Below are 14,665 nucleotides of genomic sequence, written 5' to 3' on the forward strand. Positions count from 1 at the left end.
AGTCTTAAAAGACTATGATAAAGGTAATAAATAGAAATTATTAAATTAATAATAAAACTGAAAATTGCAAAATAATATGATTAATATATTATCTAAATAAAAAGAAAGGATTGTAATATAATGATTAATTATATAGATTATATGGGCTATGATGTTGAAGTTAAGGATAAAGATGGAGATATTTTTAAAGGTAAATTAATTTCATATGACCATGGGTATGATGAAGAACCAGAAGTTGATTATGATTCAATTGGAATATTGCAAGAAGAATATTGTTTAATAATACCTATACCAGATATTAAAGAGTTTAAAGTAATAGAAGACTAATAATTACTTATTAGTTAACTAAAATTATGATAACAAATTAGTTCTTTATACCTTATTAAATTAAATAACTTTTCTGTTTTAATATTTTTCTTTTTTTACAATCATCACATATTAATTTCATGAAGAAAATATTCTATCTTACCTTTCTTGCTGATTTTAAACAAAATAAAGGAATCTATTATTAAATAACAGATTCCTTTACCTTATGGAATATCAAACCAATCTTCTTGATCCCAATCATTTTTATATACACATTCACGAATGCTCATTTTACAATATGAATCATCAATATCTTTAAAGAAATCCCACATTTCCATTGTGAATTTTTTTGAATTAGTTTCTTCAAGATAAGATACCATTATTTCAATAATATAGCCTTTATATTCAGAATTATAATTATCCTTTATAAACTGTATTGCCTTGTCTTCATCCTCAGACATTATTTCTACACATCTATCCCAAAACTCTTTTTTAAAATCATCATCATTAAGGCTAAGTTTCATCCTAAATCCTTTTATTATTTCAATAATATCTTTAGTTTTAGTTATATCAATCAAATTTACACTCATTACTACTATCTTTCACCCTTCTTATAATAAGCATACTTCTTCTTTTATATATATTTATTCATAACTAATTATATACTTTTTATTATGCTTATAATGTTTTATAAATTATTCTTTTTTCCTAAAATTAACTTTTCTAACTCTTCCAAGTCCTCTAATGTTGCACCATTTTTTATAAAACTTCTGGCTGTAGACCTATTTCTTAAATATCTAGCCTTTTCCCTATTTTTTTCAGCCCATTTTTTATTAGCTTCAGTTTGTTGATTTATTTTCTTTTCCATTTTTATTCCTCCTTATAAAAATAAAGTAATAATATTAATTATTAAACTTAATAAATTTAAAATTGTAGCAATTAAAATTATTTTAATATATTTTCCCTCTTTCATTGATATCCTCCTTATGTTAATATATTTTTAAGAAGAATAATCAAACTATACAGGGGAGTTTCCTCCCCATTCTTTTATTCACCTAACAACTTTATTAATAAAGTTGTTAATGAATTTAAGAAATTAAGTAAAGATGTTATAGTTGAAAGTATTGCAGTAGCTAAAGCAAATTTTTCAATTTTACTTAATTTAGTTTTTTTATTCTTCTTTTCTATTTTACTAGTTTATTTACTAATTATTTTACATTTTATTATATTCTTTTATAGATTTATTAATTAGCTTATTTATTTGTTTAATTTCAACCTTTTTTAGTTCTTCATTATTTAATATATATTTCAAACGTTCTATTTAAATTAATTTATTTAACTTTTCATACTCTTCTCTTGTCCACCCCTTTTTTATTGCATCTATCCATTCTGGACAATTATCTAATCCTAATTTATAAACGAATAAATTTTCTTCATATATCTTAGGAAGCTTTAAATTTAATAACTTTTCTTTCATACTCACATTTATTCAATCCTTTTATAAATAAAGTCATAATAGTTACTAACCGACTTATCTCATATATCTTTATCTAATAATCTATATATAAATAATTATTTTTAATATTATTATATGTTAATTTTGAGTTATAATATATAAATTATTAGTATTACTTGCACCATTAACTCCTGCTCCTGCATCTGCCTCTAATAACTTTTAAATTTTTATAAACATAAAACCCCTTCATTTAACGTCCATATGACTAAATTCCATGTACAATTTAAAGCCTTAAGCAAGTTTTGGTCATAATAAAAGCACCTACTATTTATTTAGTAAGTGCTATTCTTCCTCTTTATTATCTTCATTATCATCTTTTAATACACCTATTTTTCTTAAACGCTCTCTAAACCTTCTTTTATTTTCTTTTCTTTCTTCTTCAGATATTTCTACCCTTCCTATACTCGTTGCTTTAGGTGGCTCATGCCATCTTCTATGTGTATATAATTTTTTTTCACTCATTTTTTACAACTCCTTTAATTCTATATGCGTAACATTTCCTATCTTTTCAACTTCCAATACTTTAAATTTACTTCCTCTAGGATATAATATTTCTTGTTCACCATCATTATATTTACTTATATCTCTACGTTTTTGTAATTTAACAAACTCCAACTTTTAACATTATTATAATTTATTTTCTAAAAATTTTCAAAGATTTTAATTCTTCTACTTTAGACTTAATATATATTATAATCAAGAGGTAAAGGTATTTACATTATTTAGAGTTTAATTAAGTTATGATATAATAAAAAATATAAACATCTACTTCATTAAAAACATTTAATATTATTTAATTAAATCAAGGTTTAAATGCTAAATTATTAGTTAAAAATATTTTTAAAGGTAAAACAAGTTATGGATTTGAAGTTGGTATGTATCTAGATAAAAATGATAAAATAAGCTCAGCATTTCCAATACAAAAAAGAGGTGATTAAAAATGAATTATCAGTTTATTACTGCTAAAGTTTATGATAAAGATAGTCTTGGTATGAGTTTTAAAGGCAAATATGGAATGTTATCAAATATGTTTAATGAAATAGTTTTAGATTATGATAATAAAACTGATTGGTTAGCAGCAATAGAAGATTCAGTACAAGGAAATTCAAAAAAACATAATTTCGGAGTTCCTGGTTTTGGAGCTGAAGTTGAAAAAGAAAAAACTATAATATATTGTGATTTTACAGATGAAGAATTAGAAATATCAACTAATCAATTTAGAAAAATATCAGAAATATGGTTTGATTCGTTGGAGGAATTTAAAAAGACAGGACAATTAAAATAGTATTCATTATCTTCTACATATTTTATATAATAATATACCTTTTACTAAAAACTTATAAAAGTTTATAAATTATAAAAAACTTTATCTTTTATTTCTCTTTTAATGTATCTACTTTGAATAATAGAAATCTATCACTACTCCCTTTTGATATAATGCTCTAAAGACATATTAAATAGCTTTTCTGTTTTAATATTTTTCTTTTTTATAGTAAATTCTTTTTTACAATCATCACATATTAATTTCATTAAGAAAATATTCTCCCTTGCCCTTCTTGCTGATTTTAAACAAAATAAAGAAACCCATTATTTAAATAATAGGTCTATTACTTTATATAAATATTATTTCCAGACTTACTCATCCCATTCATTTCTATGTATTGATGAAAGTACTATATTTTTATAATAAACTTCATCAGTATCTTTAAAGAAATCCCATAGCTCCATTACAACCTTCTTCGAATTAGTTCTTTCACAGTATTCCTGTAAGATTTCTTCAATATAATCAGTATATTCTGAATTATAATTATCTTTTACAAATTGTATTGCCTTATCTTCATCCTCTGACATTATTTCTACACATCTATCCCAGAATTTCTTTTGTGAATCGTAATCATTATCACTAATCTTCATCCTAAATCCCTTTATTATCTCAATAATATCCTTAGTTTTAGTTACATCAATTACATGTATTATTCTTATACTCATCTTTCACCCTTCTTATAATAACTATCTTTCTTTTATATATTTATCTCCATAATTAATTATATACTTTTTATTATACTTATAGTCACAAAATAACTTTTACTTTATTAAATAATTGCTCTGAAAAACACATATCATTATTTTCAACAAGTACTTACTACATTAAATATAAGCTTAACTTATTAAACTTTTGATATTATTTTAAAAAATTTTTTAATTCAGTACAGTTCTCAATATTATTATACAATTTAGCATTTAAATTAAAAGCGTTAAAACATTTGAAAAAAAATTAAAAAACAAGATATAATTATGTTAAATATTAGAACTTGTTAAAAGAAAAAGATAACATAAACATAAATAAACAATTATATGCTATTAATAAATATATAATCTCAGAATCATATAAATAATTAATAAGATAGAAAATCTATACATATATTATTGAAAGAGGTATAAAGATGGTTAATATATTTGTATTTTTATCTCCTAAAAATAACGTTTCTAAAAAATTACCATACTAAGTTTTTATTATTTCAAATATTAATTTGTTTGATAATATATTTCATCATATATTCGCTGAAGATTTTTACCCTCTTCATTTAAGTAATCTTCATTAATAAATCCTATCTCTAATTGTTTATCAAGCACATATTGCATTAATCTTGTTTTGTTAAGATTATCTATTTCAAAATGTACATAGTTTTCTTTTTCCTGTTTACTACTTATTATTATATTTCTTATATTATCCAAATCAATAATACTCTCATCAACATCATCTATATATTGATTTTTTTCATTATTTAATAAATATAAAAGATACTCTATCAATATTTTTTCAAGAATAACTTTACACATTTTTTAACCTCCTTAATTATTGATTATATTTTTGATATATTATTTCATCATATAATTGATACAATCTTATAGCCAAATTATTAACAGTATCTTGATTATTCATGCCATTTAATACTATTTCATCATTTATTAATAATTGTACTTCAATAATATCATCTTTAGAAATATAAAAATAAATACAGTCTCTTCATTTTCTATTTTATTATTAATATACTTATATACTTCTGGCACATTAATTAATAAATCAAATTAACTTTTATCTAGTTTAAATATCATAATATTTACACCCTTTCTTTATGATGCATTAGCTATATTTAAATTACTTAGAGCTTAATTAAGTTATGATATAATAAAAAATGTAAATTCTTTTTTACAATCATCACATATTAATATATATAACTCCACAATAATCTCCATTAAGAAAATATTCTACCTTGCCTTTCTTGCTGATTTTAAACAAAATAAAAGAATCTATTATTAAATAACAGATTCCTTTACCTTATGGAATATCAAACCAATCCTCATCATACCAATCATTATAAAAAATAATTGCTTGAAGCATACTCTTATAGTAAGACTTATCAGTACACTTAAAAAAATCCCATAGCTCCATTACAACCTTCTTTGAATTAGTTCTTTCACAATATTCTTGTGTAATTTCTTCAATATAGTCTCTATATTCAGAATTATAATTATCTTTTATAAATTGTATTGCCTTATCTTCATTTTCAGACATTATTTCTACACATCTATTCCAAAATTTTTCTAACAAATCATCATGATGACTTTCAATTTTCATTCTATATCCATTTATTATTTCAATAATATCATTGGTCTTTGCTATATCAATTAAATCTATGTACATTATAATTCTCTCTCTCCCTTCTTATAATAACTATCTTTCTTTTCTTTTATATCTTTATTAAATCTAAAAGCTTTATCTGGGAATATTGTCCCTATATAAGGCTTACCATCTTTATAATTAATTACACCTATAGTTATACCTTTGTATTCTGCATATTTATCTATTTTAGTAATTATATTCCCATCTCTTACTACTATAGAATCAAATAAATTTTTATCACTTATTTTTAATACGTACTGCCCTGCTTCATATATATCTTCTTCAGTCCAATCTTTAGGGAACCATGCTTGGCCCCAATTTAACTTTTTATTTTTATCATTTGACCCAAATACATTGCCTAATCTAACACCATTTTCATATTCTTTGTATTCAAAACCCAACTTTTGAAAAGCTATTTTAAATGTATCCTCTTTTTTATTTGATAGCTTTTGTCCTGAGGCCTTTTTCTTTTCTTCATTATAACGCTTCATAACTATATTATAGTGTTCTTCCATTAAATCTATAGCCCCTTGACCATGGCCACCACCATTTAATACTCCCCCACCTTTTTCTGGCATCTTAGGGTTTCCAAACTTATTTTCTCCTAACCATACATGCTTTTTCCTATCAGGTGGGATATGTAAATCCTCAGTAAAAATTGCTAGATCTTTATCTTTGAATTTTTGATATTTGTATTTTAACTCTTTCCACTCTTCAGCCTTATTATACTTTATTTCCTGGAAATCTTTAAATGTCTTAGGAGCTTCTTTTCCTAATGAATTTTTAAAGATATTATATTCTTCAATATCCTTATTATTAATTATATCACTCTTATCATCTTTTGATACAGCAATTTCATCTTTATTTTTAGACAAATTATTAAACCAATTATCTAAATTTGGATTATTACCACCCTTTAACTAATCCCCAATTTCTTCGCCTATTTCATCTAAAGATTTAGGTATAACTGCAGTTTGAATACATAAACAATTAGGGTGTGTAACTGGAACCTCTGCTGGTGGAAAATTACCTTGTCCCAAATTATAATAGTCGTTATTAGCATAATCATCACATTCATCTTCTCCAAATCTATCAACCTGCCTAGCTCCATAATAGGGTGATAATTTCTGGTGCATTGTTTCTGTATGTTAATATTAATTTCAGTACTTTCATTGTGGTTATAATTTTCTTAATAGTTTTCTCTTAAACTCTATCTTCTTTTAAAATTTCTTTTAAATCCATTTACAATCCTACTAATCTACGCTTTTTACAAGTGTTGCGCTTGTTAATTTAGAGTTACTAACCATTCTTTCATGTCTTATAGATAGTAATTAAAGACAAAAATAAAAAGCCTTAGTTTTCTAAGAGTAATTATCTTTTATAAATTTTATCTACCATTTAAAACCTTATATCTACCATTTAAAGAGTTATTTTTATTAATAATTTCTTTATGGTTTCTTTCATATTCTTCTACTGTTAATTCTTTTCTAAGTAGTTTCCCTTTAAGCTCTTTAAGGCTTTTAATATTTTTCTTTTTTATAGTAAATTCTTTTTTACAATCATCACATATTAATATATATAACTCCACAATAATCTTCATTAAGAAAATATTCTCCCTTGCCTTTCTTGCTGATTTTAAACAAAATAAAAGAATCTATTATTAAAATAACAGATTCCTTTACCTTATGGAATATCAAACCACTCTTCTTCATCCCAATCATTATAAAAAGCAGTTAATATAAGTGCATCCTTATAACACTCCTCATTAGTATTTTTAAAAAAATCCCACATTTCCATTACAAATTTCTTTGATTTACTTTTATCACAATAAACCTCAAATATTTCTTCAATATAATTTCTATATTTAGAATTATAATTATCTTTTACAAATTGTATTGCCTTGTCTTCATCCTCAGACATTATTTCTACACATCTATCCCAGAATTTTTCTATCCAATATTCATGCTGACTATTAAGCTTAATTCTATATTCATTTATAATTTCAATAATATCTTTAGTTTTAGTTATATCAATTAAATGTATTATTCTTGTGCTCATCTTTCACCCTTCTTATAATAGCTACCTTTCTTTTATATATTTATCTCCATAATTAATTATATACTTTTTATTATACTTATAGTCACAAAATAACTTTTACTTTATTAAATAATTGCTCTGAAAAACACATATCATTATTTTCAACAAGTACTTACTACATTAAATATAAGCTTAACTTATTAAACTTTGTATATACAATTGTTATCTTTCCATTTACAACGTAAATTTTTTTAATAATCTCATATTACTTCTATAACTACTTCCATTATCTATATAAATTAAAAAACACCTACCCTTATTAGGTAAATGCTTTTAAATAATTTTCTCGCCTTTCTTATAAGCTTCTCTTGCTTCTCTTAATGTCATTTTATTAGCTCCTAAAGTTTCATCTAAAGATCCGTTTAACCCATTATTTTGATAATTACAATTATCGCAAATATCAAATAGTTCAACTTCCTCTCCACAAACTGGACATTTGATTACAAATTCATCATCCATAATTTTCTCCTTTTAAATTATTTATATTTTTTCTTTTCATCTAAAAAATATTGATATCCCTCACTAGACTTAAACAAAGTTGATATTGTTCAATTTGGATGCCCCAAAGCAAAATCATTTGTACTTTTTCTGTATTTAAATAGCCATCCTTCACTACTTAAAAACCCCTCAATGTCTTCACTTAAATCAGCTAATAATAATTCCCTTGTTATATTTAAATATTCATTCAGGGTTATATTATCATATTCAGATAAATGCTTTATAATATGTTTTTCAAACTTTTTTATTACTAAAATTTCCATTTAACCCATTCTTATTATTAATTATATCATCCTTATCATATTTTGATACAGCAACTTCATCTTTATTTTTAGACAAATTATTAAAGCAATTATCTAAATTTGGATTATTACCACCCTTTAACCAATCCCCTATTTCTTCTCCTATTTCATCTAAAGATTTAGGTATAACTGCAGTTTGAATACATAAACAATTAGGGTGTGTAACTGGAACCTCTGCTGGTGGAAAATTACCTTGTCCCAAATTATAATAGTCGTTATTAGCATAATCATCACATTCATCTTCTCCAAATCTATCAACCTGCCTAGCTCCATAATAGGGTGATAATTTCTGGTGCATTGTTTCTGTATGTTAATATTAATTTCAGTACTTTCATTGTGGTTATAATTTTCTTAATAGTTTTCTCTTAAACTCTATCTTCTTTTAAAATTTCTTTTAAATCCATTTACAATCCTACTAATCTACGCTTTTTACAAGTGTTGCGCTTGTTAATTTAGAGTTACTAACCATTCTTTCATGTCTTATAGATAGTAATTAAAGACAAAAATAAAAAGCCTTAGTTTTCTAAGAGTAATTATCTTTTATAAATTTTATCTACCATATAAAGCCTTATATCTACCATTTAAGCAGTTATTTCTGCTAATAATATCTTTATGCTTTCTTTCATATTCTTCTACTATTAATTCTTTTCTAATTAGTTTCCCTTTAAGCTCTTTAAGGCTTTTAATATTTTCTTTTATCTCTTTATCTACATAACTTATTAAATACTTTTTACCCACTTAGGGCAACAAAAATAAGTTCTTTCTACTTTATTAAATAGCTTTTCTGTTTTAATATTTTTCTTTTTTATAGTAAATTCTTTTTTGCAATCATCACATAGTACTTTCACGAAACCTTTAACTCCTTAAATGTATAATAAACAAACTAATTTTTAATCAAAATCAACTATTATATTTTTATCATTTATTTTTTTAAAAATTTCTTTAATATTTTCAACAAATAAACTAACTTCATAACAGTAATATCCTGTATAATCATCTTCATCATCTAATACTCCAATAAATTCTATAACTATTTTTTCATTCTTTTTATTTATCCAACCTTCAACATTATCAATAAATAATATTTCACTATCTTCCACACCAATCATTTTAATTATCTCTTTTTTATTTATTTTACTTATACAATATAAATTTAATCCATCAACCATTTTTATTATTCTAATTCCTTTAATATTTTTTTAATTACTTCGGTATCAGCACCCATATTCTCTAAAAATGAATCTAATCTAGGATTATCATGTTCGGCTTTCATTAATATTTATCCTCACAATTTAAGCCATAAGCAAGTTTTGGTCATAATAAAAGCACCTACTATAAATATCTAGTAAGTACTCTAAGATTGATAACAAAGTATTTCTTTTATCTCCCCATCCTTTATTGATTTTACAATTTTAGTAATAGCTTTAAGAGTACCTATTTTCCCCACTCTATTATCTGTTGATTCTTGAATTACTTCATAATCATATGGCTCTTTTAAATTTACCTTTATCCTACCATCTAAATTTTTTTCATCGTATCCATAACTATAAATTAAAAAATCTTTATTCTTTTCTAATAATTTCATTAAAACAATCATCTTCTCCTAGTTCTCTTTTATCTAATTTAAACTTACTATGCCAATCATATTTTCTTATTGTAATATTATGAGTCTCCTTATTAGTCAAATTTTACCTTTTTCAATATTACATTCAAGATATTCATGTTTCAATAATAACTTATCTCTATCTTCGTAATTACCATTAATCAACCTCTGCCATGCAACTGCCATATCATAATCAGAATCCAAACAGCCTAAAATACCATCATATAATATGTGTTTATCATAAAATATATGATTTTTCATTTTATTTCATACCTTTTGTATATTTTCCCCCAATTGCTTAATTTTCTCCTTTAATTATTTACACTATTTTTCTTTATTTTCTTTAATAAAACTTCTATATATCAAGAGCAGTATCTATATTTTTTATACTGATTGGATATACACTTATTTGCATTTCAATATGTTTCTACTTTAATGATTTCCAAGAAATAAAGTAGAATAACATTGATAACTAGACTGAATAAAAAAATAATTTTAAAATAGTAAATTCATATAAGATTGATTTTGGATATATAAGTTCTAAAAAGATAATATAATTAGATAAATTAGCATTTGATACTAAAAAAAGAACCAAATCAGTAGATATAAAAAACAAGGAAATTTTGTTGCATTACAGATATAATTATAAAATTAAATTTGCTTCTAGTAGAATAAATAATATTAATTATAAGGAATATATTAAGTATTTAGGATAAAAGGAACAATTAGTATTGTTAAAGAAAAAAATAGCATTTAAAACTATTAATATAGGCTAAATATTTGATAATAAGATAAATACAGTTCCGATATATTTTGATATAAAAGCAAAGTTTTTTTAGTTTTTAAATGATAAAATGAAGGATGAATCTATAAAGGAAATATTTATATTTTCTGAAAAGGCTATGTGTGAAAGTTGCAGAACAGTTTATAAAGAAATATCCTAAAATAAAAGTAAATGTTGTATCTAGTAAAACTTTAGATGGGTGGAAGGATAGATGATAAAATGGAATTAGAATATTATGATGAGATAAAAGACGATTTTATGAACTCTTATGATGTCTATATGAAAACAACAGGATTAAATCCTTTTGTAAATTGGTTTATACATGATAATGATTTGTATATGACTGATGAATATCCTGTAGAAAATGCATGTCATTATTTAGCTATTGGATCATATTTAATAGTTAAAGATAAAATAAAAGAATTAGATAATAAAATATTAAATAAAATAAAAGAATCTTATGAATTAATAAGTAGTGGAAAATATGATAAATACTTTACTGATAAAGATAAAAAGTATACTAAAGAAGATATAGAAATAATTAAAAAGAGCAATATATTTTAATAAGCACTTACTAAGTAAATAGTAGATGCTTTTATTATGCCCAAAACTTGCTTAAGGCTTAATGGAATTGAGTTGTACGAACGTTAAATAGAGGTATTATTTTTATAAAAATTCAAAAGTTATTAGAGGCAGATGCAGGAGCAGGAGTTAATGGTGCAGGTAATAGTAATAATTCTGATGCTATAAATCAAAATGAATCTAATTCTAATGAACAAAATCAGATTGAAAAAACTTTACTCAAGAAGATGTTGATAAGATAATTCAAGATAGATTGGAAACAGATCAATCTAAGTAGGAAAAAGAGTTCAGGATTAAAAACTGAAGCTGAAAAAATGGCTAAAATGAATTCAGAACAAAAAAGAAATGCTGATTTAGAGAGAAGAGAAAAAGAAATAATAGTTAGAGAGTTTAAAGCAATAGCTTAAGAAATTTTAGCTAAAAAAGATTTACCTAAAGAATTAGCTGATATTCTTAATTATTCAAATGCAGAAGAATGTAATAAAAGTATTGAAACAATAAAAAAGACTTTTCAATCTGATGTTGAAAAAGTTGTAAATAAAAGATTAAGAAGTATAACCACACCTAACCCTTTCACTTTAGTGTTTATATTCCAATATGATTCTACTTTACTATTCAACAACTCAAATTTTAAATCTTGTTACATGCTAATTTACATTCCAATATGCTTCTACTTTAATGGTAATGAAATTGTCAAAAGAAAAGAAGAAGAAAAAAGGAATAAACATTAATGATTTATTAAAGCTTATAACCACAATTGTACAATTAATCACAGCTATAATAAATCTAATACTTGCATTAAGTAAGTAACACTTAGGAGGGGCTAACGCCCTTCCGTTCCTTAAATCTTCTTCTTAATTATTATATCATATTAATTAAGGAGGTAAATATAGAAAATGAAAATAGAAAAGATAAATTTATTTTTAAGTTTATTAGCATTGTTGATAAATATAGTAACTTTAATAATATTAATTGTAAAATAATTTACATTCCAATATGGTTCTACTTTAATTTTTCTAATCCGATTATTTCCTCATACTCCTCTTTATTTACATTCCAATATGGTTCTACTTTAATTATTTAACTTCTCTGAACCATCTCCACTATAACTCACATTTACATTCCAATATGGTTCTACTTTAATTGCATTTGCTCTAGCTGCACTATCTTTCTTAACTTTATTTACATTCCAATATGGTTCTACTTTAATATGAATTTTATAAAAAAATATAAAGGAGATGATTAAAATTTACATTCCAATATGGTTCTACTTTAATAAGTTCAGAACCATACTCAGCTACACTTGCAACTCCATTTACATTCCAATATGGTTCTACTTTAATTTGCTAAATCTATAAGTTCTGCACTATAAGCTTTATAATTTACATTCCAATATGGTTCTACTTTAATTTCTTAGAAGCTTCTAATTTTTTTAAATAATTATTCCATTTACATTCCAATATGGTTCTACTTTAATTATAAATCCTTTATTTAACATCTTTGAATATGCCACATTTACATTCCAATATGGTTCTACTTTAATTGCAACAACTTTCTGACAAAAAGTCAAAAACAGAAAAATTTACATTCCAATATGGTTCTACTTTAATTTGGAATAATAAAACTGTTTTTGAATCTAGTAATAATATTTACATTCCAATATGGTTCTACTTTAATCATATCTGTTATTTTATTTACACCCTTAGTTAAAGCATTTACATTCCAATATGGTTCTACTTTAATGCATCAAATGTAGCTTCTGTCATTAACATTATATTATTTACATTCCAATATGGTTCTACTTTAATTGAAACATCATTTTAGTAGTATCATTCATGCCTTTTAATTTACATTCCAATATGGTTCTACTTTAATTGAATTTGATGCTTTTTGTAGTTTCTATTATAACCAATTTACATTCCAATATGGTTCTACTTTAATGATATAGAATATCCATATCATAGATTTCTTTTCCTAAATTTACATTCCAATATGGTTCTACTTTAATAAGGGATTTATTCAATGCTGTTAATTCATTTTTTAAATTTACATTCCAATATGGTTCTACTTTAATTTTATTAGTACTATCTATTTTTTCTAGCATTTTATCATTTACATTCCAATATGGTTCTACTTTAATCCATCTTGAACTTGGGATTTTTCTAGCTGCATTATAAATTTACATTCCAATATGGTTCTACTTTAATTTACACCTTTACTCATTACTTTTCGGCAACTAATAAAATTTACATTCCAATATGGTTCTACTTTAATTATAAAGACTTTAAAGTTTTAGTTGAAGTTAATAAATTTACATTCCAATATGGTTCTACTTTAATTGAATTTGATGCTTTTTGTAGTTTCTATTATAACCAATTTACATTCCAATATGGTTCTACTTTAATGATATAGAATATCCATATCATAGATTTCTTTTCCTAAATTTACATTCCAATATGGTTCTACTTTAATACTTCTATTTTTTAAAATAGAAGTTGAAAAAATCTTCATTTACATTCCAATATGGTTCTACTTTAATAGCAAGAACACCAAGTAAAGCAGCCGATTGATTCATATTTACATTCCAATATGGTTCTACTTTAATTCCCTATAATAATTCCAGAATACTTATTACCTATCATATTTACATTCCAATATGGTTCTACTTTAATTCTTTACAAGCTTAGATAGTAACTGTCCATATTCTACATTTACATTCCAATATGGTTCTACTTTAATATAACTTCTATAGCTTCATTCTCACATGAATTTATAATTTACATTCCAATATGGTTCTACTTTAATCCTCTTTTAATTTTGTTGCTGCCGCTATAAGTAAATCATTTACATTCCAATATGGTTCTACTTTAATGAAGAAGTAGAAAAAAGAGCATTAGAAAACTTCTTTATTTACATTCCAATATGGTTCTACTTTAATAATTAAGGTAAAGACTAATAAAGGAATTAAATCAATATTTACATTCCAATATGGTTCTACTTTAATAGCAAAGGCAATAAATGATGCTGTTGTAAGTTCATGATTTACATTCCAATATGGTTCTACTTTAATAGTAAACATTCCTGTTTTATTTAATTCATTAATAGCATTTACATTCCAATATGGTTCTACTTTAATTTCAAGGATTCCAAATAAATATAAGGATTGCTTAATATTTACATTCCAATATGGTTCTACTTTAATTGATTTTGAATATGTTCCTGAATTACCTGATAATGATTTACATTCCAATATGGTTCTACTTTAATCCGACCTATACTAAGCCGCTATTTT

The 14,665-nt window shown here is 23.9% G+C and carries 25 protein-coding genes and 1 CRISPR repeat array; of the genes, 4 read left to right on the top strand and 21 right to left on the bottom strand.

What is annotated here, in order from left to right:
• Positions 1-120: 120 nt before the first annotated feature.
• Complete coding sequence (locus QZ321_RS02215; RefSeq protein WP_291748709.1) at positions 121-327, top strand: hypothetical protein; 207 nt, start codon at positions 121-123, stop codon at positions 325-327.
• Positions 328-530: 203 nt separating this feature from the next.
• Here QZ321_RS02215 and QZ321_RS02220 read toward each other — a convergent pair whose 3' ends face one another.
• From QZ321_RS02220 to QZ321_RS02240, 5 genes are all read right to left on the bottom strand, one after another.
• Positions 531-896 carry a hypothetical protein gene (locus QZ321_RS02220; protein ID WP_294196078.1) on the bottom strand — a complete coding sequence of 122 codons (366 nt, stop codon included), beginning with the start codon at positions 894-896 and terminating at the stop codon, positions 531-533.
• A gap of 98 nt (positions 897-994) precedes the next feature.
• Positions 995-1,174, bottom strand: a complete 180-nt coding sequence (locus QZ321_RS02225) for a hypothetical protein (RefSeq protein WP_294196079.1) — start codon at positions 1,172-1,174, stop codon at positions 995-997.
• A 453-nt stretch (positions 1,175-1,627) separates the two neighbouring features.
• Positions 1,628-1,789: a hypothetical protein gene (locus QZ321_RS02230; protein ID WP_294196080.1), complete on the bottom strand. Its 162-nt coding sequence runs from the start codon at positions 1,787-1,789 to the stop codon at positions 1,628-1,630.
• Between the two features lie 315 nt (positions 1,790-2,104).
• Complete coding sequence (locus QZ321_RS02235; RefSeq protein WP_294196083.1) at positions 2,105-2,284, bottom strand: hypothetical protein; 180 nt, start codon at positions 2,282-2,284, stop codon at positions 2,105-2,107.
• A gap of 3 nt (positions 2,285-2,287) precedes the next feature.
• Positions 2,288-2,437 (bottom strand): hypothetical protein, encoded by a 150-nt coding sequence (locus QZ321_RS02240; RefSeq protein ID WP_294196085.1) that lies wholly within the window; start codon positions 2,435-2,437, stop codon positions 2,288-2,290.
• A 325-nt stretch (positions 2,438-2,762) separates the two neighbouring features.
• Here QZ321_RS02240 and QZ321_RS02245 point away from each other — a divergent pair, with 325 nt between their 5' ends.
• Positions 2,763-3,107 (top strand): hypothetical protein, encoded by a 345-nt coding sequence (locus QZ321_RS02245; RefSeq protein ID WP_294196087.1) that lies wholly within the window; start codon positions 2,763-2,765, stop codon positions 3,105-3,107.
• 350 nt (positions 3,108-3,457) lie between these two features.
• On the opposite strand, the gene QZ321_RS02250 is transcribed toward QZ321_RS02245, so the two are convergent.
• From QZ321_RS02250 to QZ321_RS02325, 16 genes are all read right to left on the bottom strand, one after another.
• Positions 3,458-3,811: a hypothetical protein gene (locus tag QZ321_RS02250; protein ID WP_294196089.1), complete on the bottom strand. Its 354-nt coding sequence runs from the start codon at positions 3,809-3,811 to the stop codon at positions 3,458-3,460.
• A gap of 537 nt (positions 3,812-4,348) precedes the next feature.
• Positions 4,349-4,663 carry a hypothetical protein gene (locus tag QZ321_RS02255; RefSeq protein ID WP_291750405.1) on the bottom strand — a complete coding sequence of 105 codons (315 nt, stop codon included), beginning with the start codon at positions 4,661-4,663 and terminating at the stop codon, positions 4,349-4,351.
• Positions 4,664-5,162: 499 nt separating this feature from the next.
• Positions 5,163-5,528, bottom strand: a complete 366-nt coding sequence (locus QZ321_RS02260) for a hypothetical protein (protein ID WP_291750404.1) — start codon at positions 5,526-5,528, stop codon at positions 5,163-5,165.
• Positions 5,528-6,382 (bottom strand): EndoU domain-containing protein, encoded by an 855-nt coding sequence (locus QZ321_RS02265; protein ID WP_291750403.1) that lies wholly within the window; start codon positions 6,380-6,382, stop codon positions 5,528-5,530. The genes QZ321_RS02260 and QZ321_RS02265 overlap by 1 nt, the downstream gene beginning before the upstream one ends.
• Before the next feature lie 45 nt (positions 6,383-6,427).
• On the bottom strand, positions 6,428-6,643 hold the full coding sequence (locus QZ321_RS02270) for a hypothetical protein (RefSeq protein ID WP_291750402.1): 216 nt from the start codon (positions 6,641-6,643) through the stop codon (positions 6,428-6,430).
• 251 nt (positions 6,644-6,894) lie between these two features.
• Positions 6,895-7,107 carry a hypothetical protein gene (locus tag QZ321_RS02275; RefSeq protein WP_294196092.1) on the bottom strand — a complete coding sequence of 71 codons (213 nt, stop codon included), beginning with the start codon at positions 7,105-7,107 and terminating at the stop codon, positions 6,895-6,897.
• 83 nt (positions 7,108-7,190) lie between these two features.
• The gene (locus QZ321_RS02280; RefSeq protein ID WP_294196095.1) at positions 7,191-7,565 is read right to left on the bottom strand and encodes a hypothetical protein; all 375 of its coding nucleotides are present in this window, start codon (positions 7,563-7,565) and stop codon (positions 7,191-7,193) included.
• 312 nt (positions 7,566-7,877) lie between these two features.
• On the bottom strand, positions 7,878-8,063 hold the full coding sequence (locus tag QZ321_RS02285; protein WP_294196097.1) for a CPCC family cysteine-rich protein: 186 nt from the start codon (positions 8,061-8,063) through the stop codon (positions 7,878-7,880).
• An 89-nt stretch (positions 8,064-8,152) separates the two neighbouring features.
• The gene (locus QZ321_RS02290; protein ID WP_294196099.1) at positions 8,153-8,365 is read right to left on the bottom strand and encodes a hypothetical protein; all 213 of its coding nucleotides are present in this window, start codon (positions 8,363-8,365) and stop codon (positions 8,153-8,155) included.
• Positions 8,337-8,702 (bottom strand): hypothetical protein, encoded by a 366-nt coding sequence (locus tag QZ321_RS02295; protein ID WP_294196101.1) that lies wholly within the window; start codon positions 8,700-8,702, stop codon positions 8,337-8,339. The genes QZ321_RS02290 and QZ321_RS02295 overlap by 29 nt, the downstream gene beginning before the upstream one ends.
• 251 nt (positions 8,703-8,953) lie before the next feature.
• On the bottom strand, positions 8,954-9,142 hold the full coding sequence (locus QZ321_RS02300; protein ID WP_291746137.1) for a hypothetical protein: 189 nt from the start codon (positions 9,140-9,142) through the stop codon (positions 8,954-8,956).
• Positions 9,124-9,252, bottom strand: coding sequence for a hypothetical protein (locus QZ321_RS02305; protein ID WP_291746140.1), 129 nt, complete (start codon positions 9,250-9,252; stop codon positions 9,124-9,126). The genes QZ321_RS02300 and QZ321_RS02305 overlap by 19 nt, the downstream gene beginning before the upstream one ends.
• 42 nt (positions 9,253-9,294) lie before the next feature.
• Positions 9,295-9,513 carry a hypothetical protein gene (locus QZ321_RS02310; protein ID WP_291746142.1) on the bottom strand — a complete coding sequence of 73 codons (219 nt, stop codon included), beginning with the start codon at positions 9,511-9,513 and terminating at the stop codon, positions 9,295-9,297.
• A gap of 245 nt (positions 9,514-9,758) precedes the next feature.
• A complete protein-coding gene (locus QZ321_RS02315) occupies positions 9,759-9,989 on the bottom strand; it encodes a hypothetical protein (protein WP_291746145.1) in 231 nt (76 codons plus the stop codon).
• Positions 9,967-10,089 carry a hypothetical protein gene (locus QZ321_RS02320; RefSeq protein ID WP_291746148.1) on the bottom strand — a complete coding sequence of 41 codons (123 nt, stop codon included), beginning with the start codon at positions 10,087-10,089 and terminating at the stop codon, positions 9,967-9,969. Before QZ321_RS02320 ends, QZ321_RS02315 begins: the two co-directional genes overlap by 23 nt.
• A complete protein-coding gene (locus QZ321_RS02325; protein ID WP_291746150.1) occupies positions 10,086-10,211 on the bottom strand; it encodes a hypothetical protein in 126 nt (41 codons plus the stop codon). The genes QZ321_RS02320 and QZ321_RS02325 overlap by 4 nt, the downstream gene beginning before the upstream one ends.
• A 799-nt stretch (positions 10,212-11,010) precedes the next feature.
• On the opposite strand from QZ321_RS02325, the gene QZ321_RS02330 reads away from it, so the two are divergent.
• Both QZ321_RS02330 and QZ321_RS12465 read left to right on the top strand, forming a co-directional pair.
• On the top strand, positions 11,011-11,355 hold the full coding sequence (locus QZ321_RS02330; RefSeq protein ID WP_291746153.1) for a hypothetical protein: 345 nt from the start codon (positions 11,011-11,013) through the stop codon (positions 11,353-11,355).
• 428 nt (positions 11,356-11,783) lie between these two features.
• Positions 11,784-12,104 carry a DUF4355 domain-containing protein gene (locus QZ321_RS12465; protein WP_366512903.1) on the top strand — a complete coding sequence of 107 codons (321 nt, stop codon included), beginning with the start codon at positions 11,784-11,786 and terminating at the stop codon, positions 12,102-12,104.
• Between the two features lie 251 nt (positions 12,105-12,355).
• Positions 12,356-14,640: direct repeats of the CRISPR family, unit length 30 nt; unit sequence ATTTACATTCCAATATGGTTCTACTTTAAT.
• The last annotated feature ends 25 nt before the right edge of the window (positions 14,641-14,665 follow it).

Source organism: uncultured Clostridium sp. (assembly GCF_910588715.1).
Lineage (GTDB): Bacteria > Bacillota > Clostridia > Clostridiales > Clostridiaceae > Clostridium.

What these genes read in the sequence shown, in the direction of transcription:
- QZ321_RS02215 (WP_291748709.1), top strand. Translation starts at nt 121, where the DNA reads ATGATTAATTATATAGATTATATGGGCTATGATGTTGAAGTTAAGGAT.
- QZ321_RS02220 (WP_294196078.1), bottom strand. Translation starts at nt 896, where the DNA reads ATGAGTGTAAATTTGATTGATATAACTAAAACTAAAGATATTATTGAA.
- QZ321_RS02225 (WP_294196079.1), bottom strand. Translation starts at nt 1,174, where the DNA reads ATGGAAAAGAAAATAAATCAACAAACTGAAGCTAATAAAAAATGGGCT.
- QZ321_RS02235 (WP_294196083.1), bottom strand. Translation starts at nt 2,284, where the DNA reads ATGAGTGAAAAAAAATTATATACACATAGAAGATGGCATGAGCCACCT.
- QZ321_RS02245 (WP_294196087.1), top strand. Translation starts at nt 2,763, where the DNA reads ATGAATTATCAGTTTATTACTGCTAAAGTTTATGATAAAGATAGTCTT.
- QZ321_RS02250 (WP_294196089.1), bottom strand. Translation starts at nt 3,811, where the DNA reads ATGAGTATAAGAATAATACATGTAATTGATGTAACTAAAACTAAGGAT.
- QZ321_RS02255 (WP_291750405.1), bottom strand. Translation starts at nt 4,663, where the DNA reads ATGTGTAAAGTTATTCTTGAAAAAATATTGATAGAGTATCTTTTATAT.
- QZ321_RS02260 (WP_291750404.1), bottom strand. Translation starts at nt 5,528, where the DNA reads ATGTACATAGATTTAATTGATATAGCAAAGACCAATGATATTATTGAA.
- QZ321_RS02270 (WP_291750402.1), bottom strand. Translation starts at nt 6,643, where the DNA reads ATGCACCAGAAATTATCACCCTATTATGGAGCTAGGCAGGTTGATAGA.
- QZ321_RS02275 (WP_294196092.1), bottom strand. Translation starts at nt 7,107, where the DNA reads ATGAAGATTATTGTGGAGTTATATATATTAATATGTGATGATTGTAAA.
- QZ321_RS02280 (WP_294196095.1), bottom strand. Translation starts at nt 7,565, where the DNA reads ATGAGCACAAGAATAATACATTTAATTGATATAACTAAAACTAAAGAT.
- QZ321_RS02285 (WP_294196097.1), bottom strand. Translation starts at nt 8,063, where the DNA reads ATGGATGATGAATTTGTAATCAAATGTCCAGTTTGTGGAGAGGAAGTT.
- QZ321_RS02290 (WP_294196099.1), bottom strand. Translation starts at nt 8,365, where the DNA reads ATGGAAATTTTAGTAATAAAAAAGTTTGAAAAACATATTATAAAGCAT.
- QZ321_RS02295 (WP_294196101.1), bottom strand. Translation starts at nt 8,702, where the DNA reads ATGCACCAGAAATTATCACCCTATTATGGAGCTAGGCAGGTTGATAGA.
- QZ321_RS02310 (WP_291746142.1), bottom strand. Translation starts at nt 9,513, where the DNA reads ATGATTGGTGTGGAAGATAGTGAAATATTATTTATTGATAATGTTGAA.
- QZ321_RS02315 (WP_291746145.1), bottom strand. Translation starts at nt 9,989, where the DNA reads ATGAAATTATTAGAAAAGAATAAAGATTTTTTAATTTATAGTTATGGA.
- QZ321_RS02330 (WP_291746153.1), top strand. Translation starts at nt 11,011, where the DNA reads ATGGAATTAGAATATTATGATGAGATAAAAGACGATTTTATGAACTCT.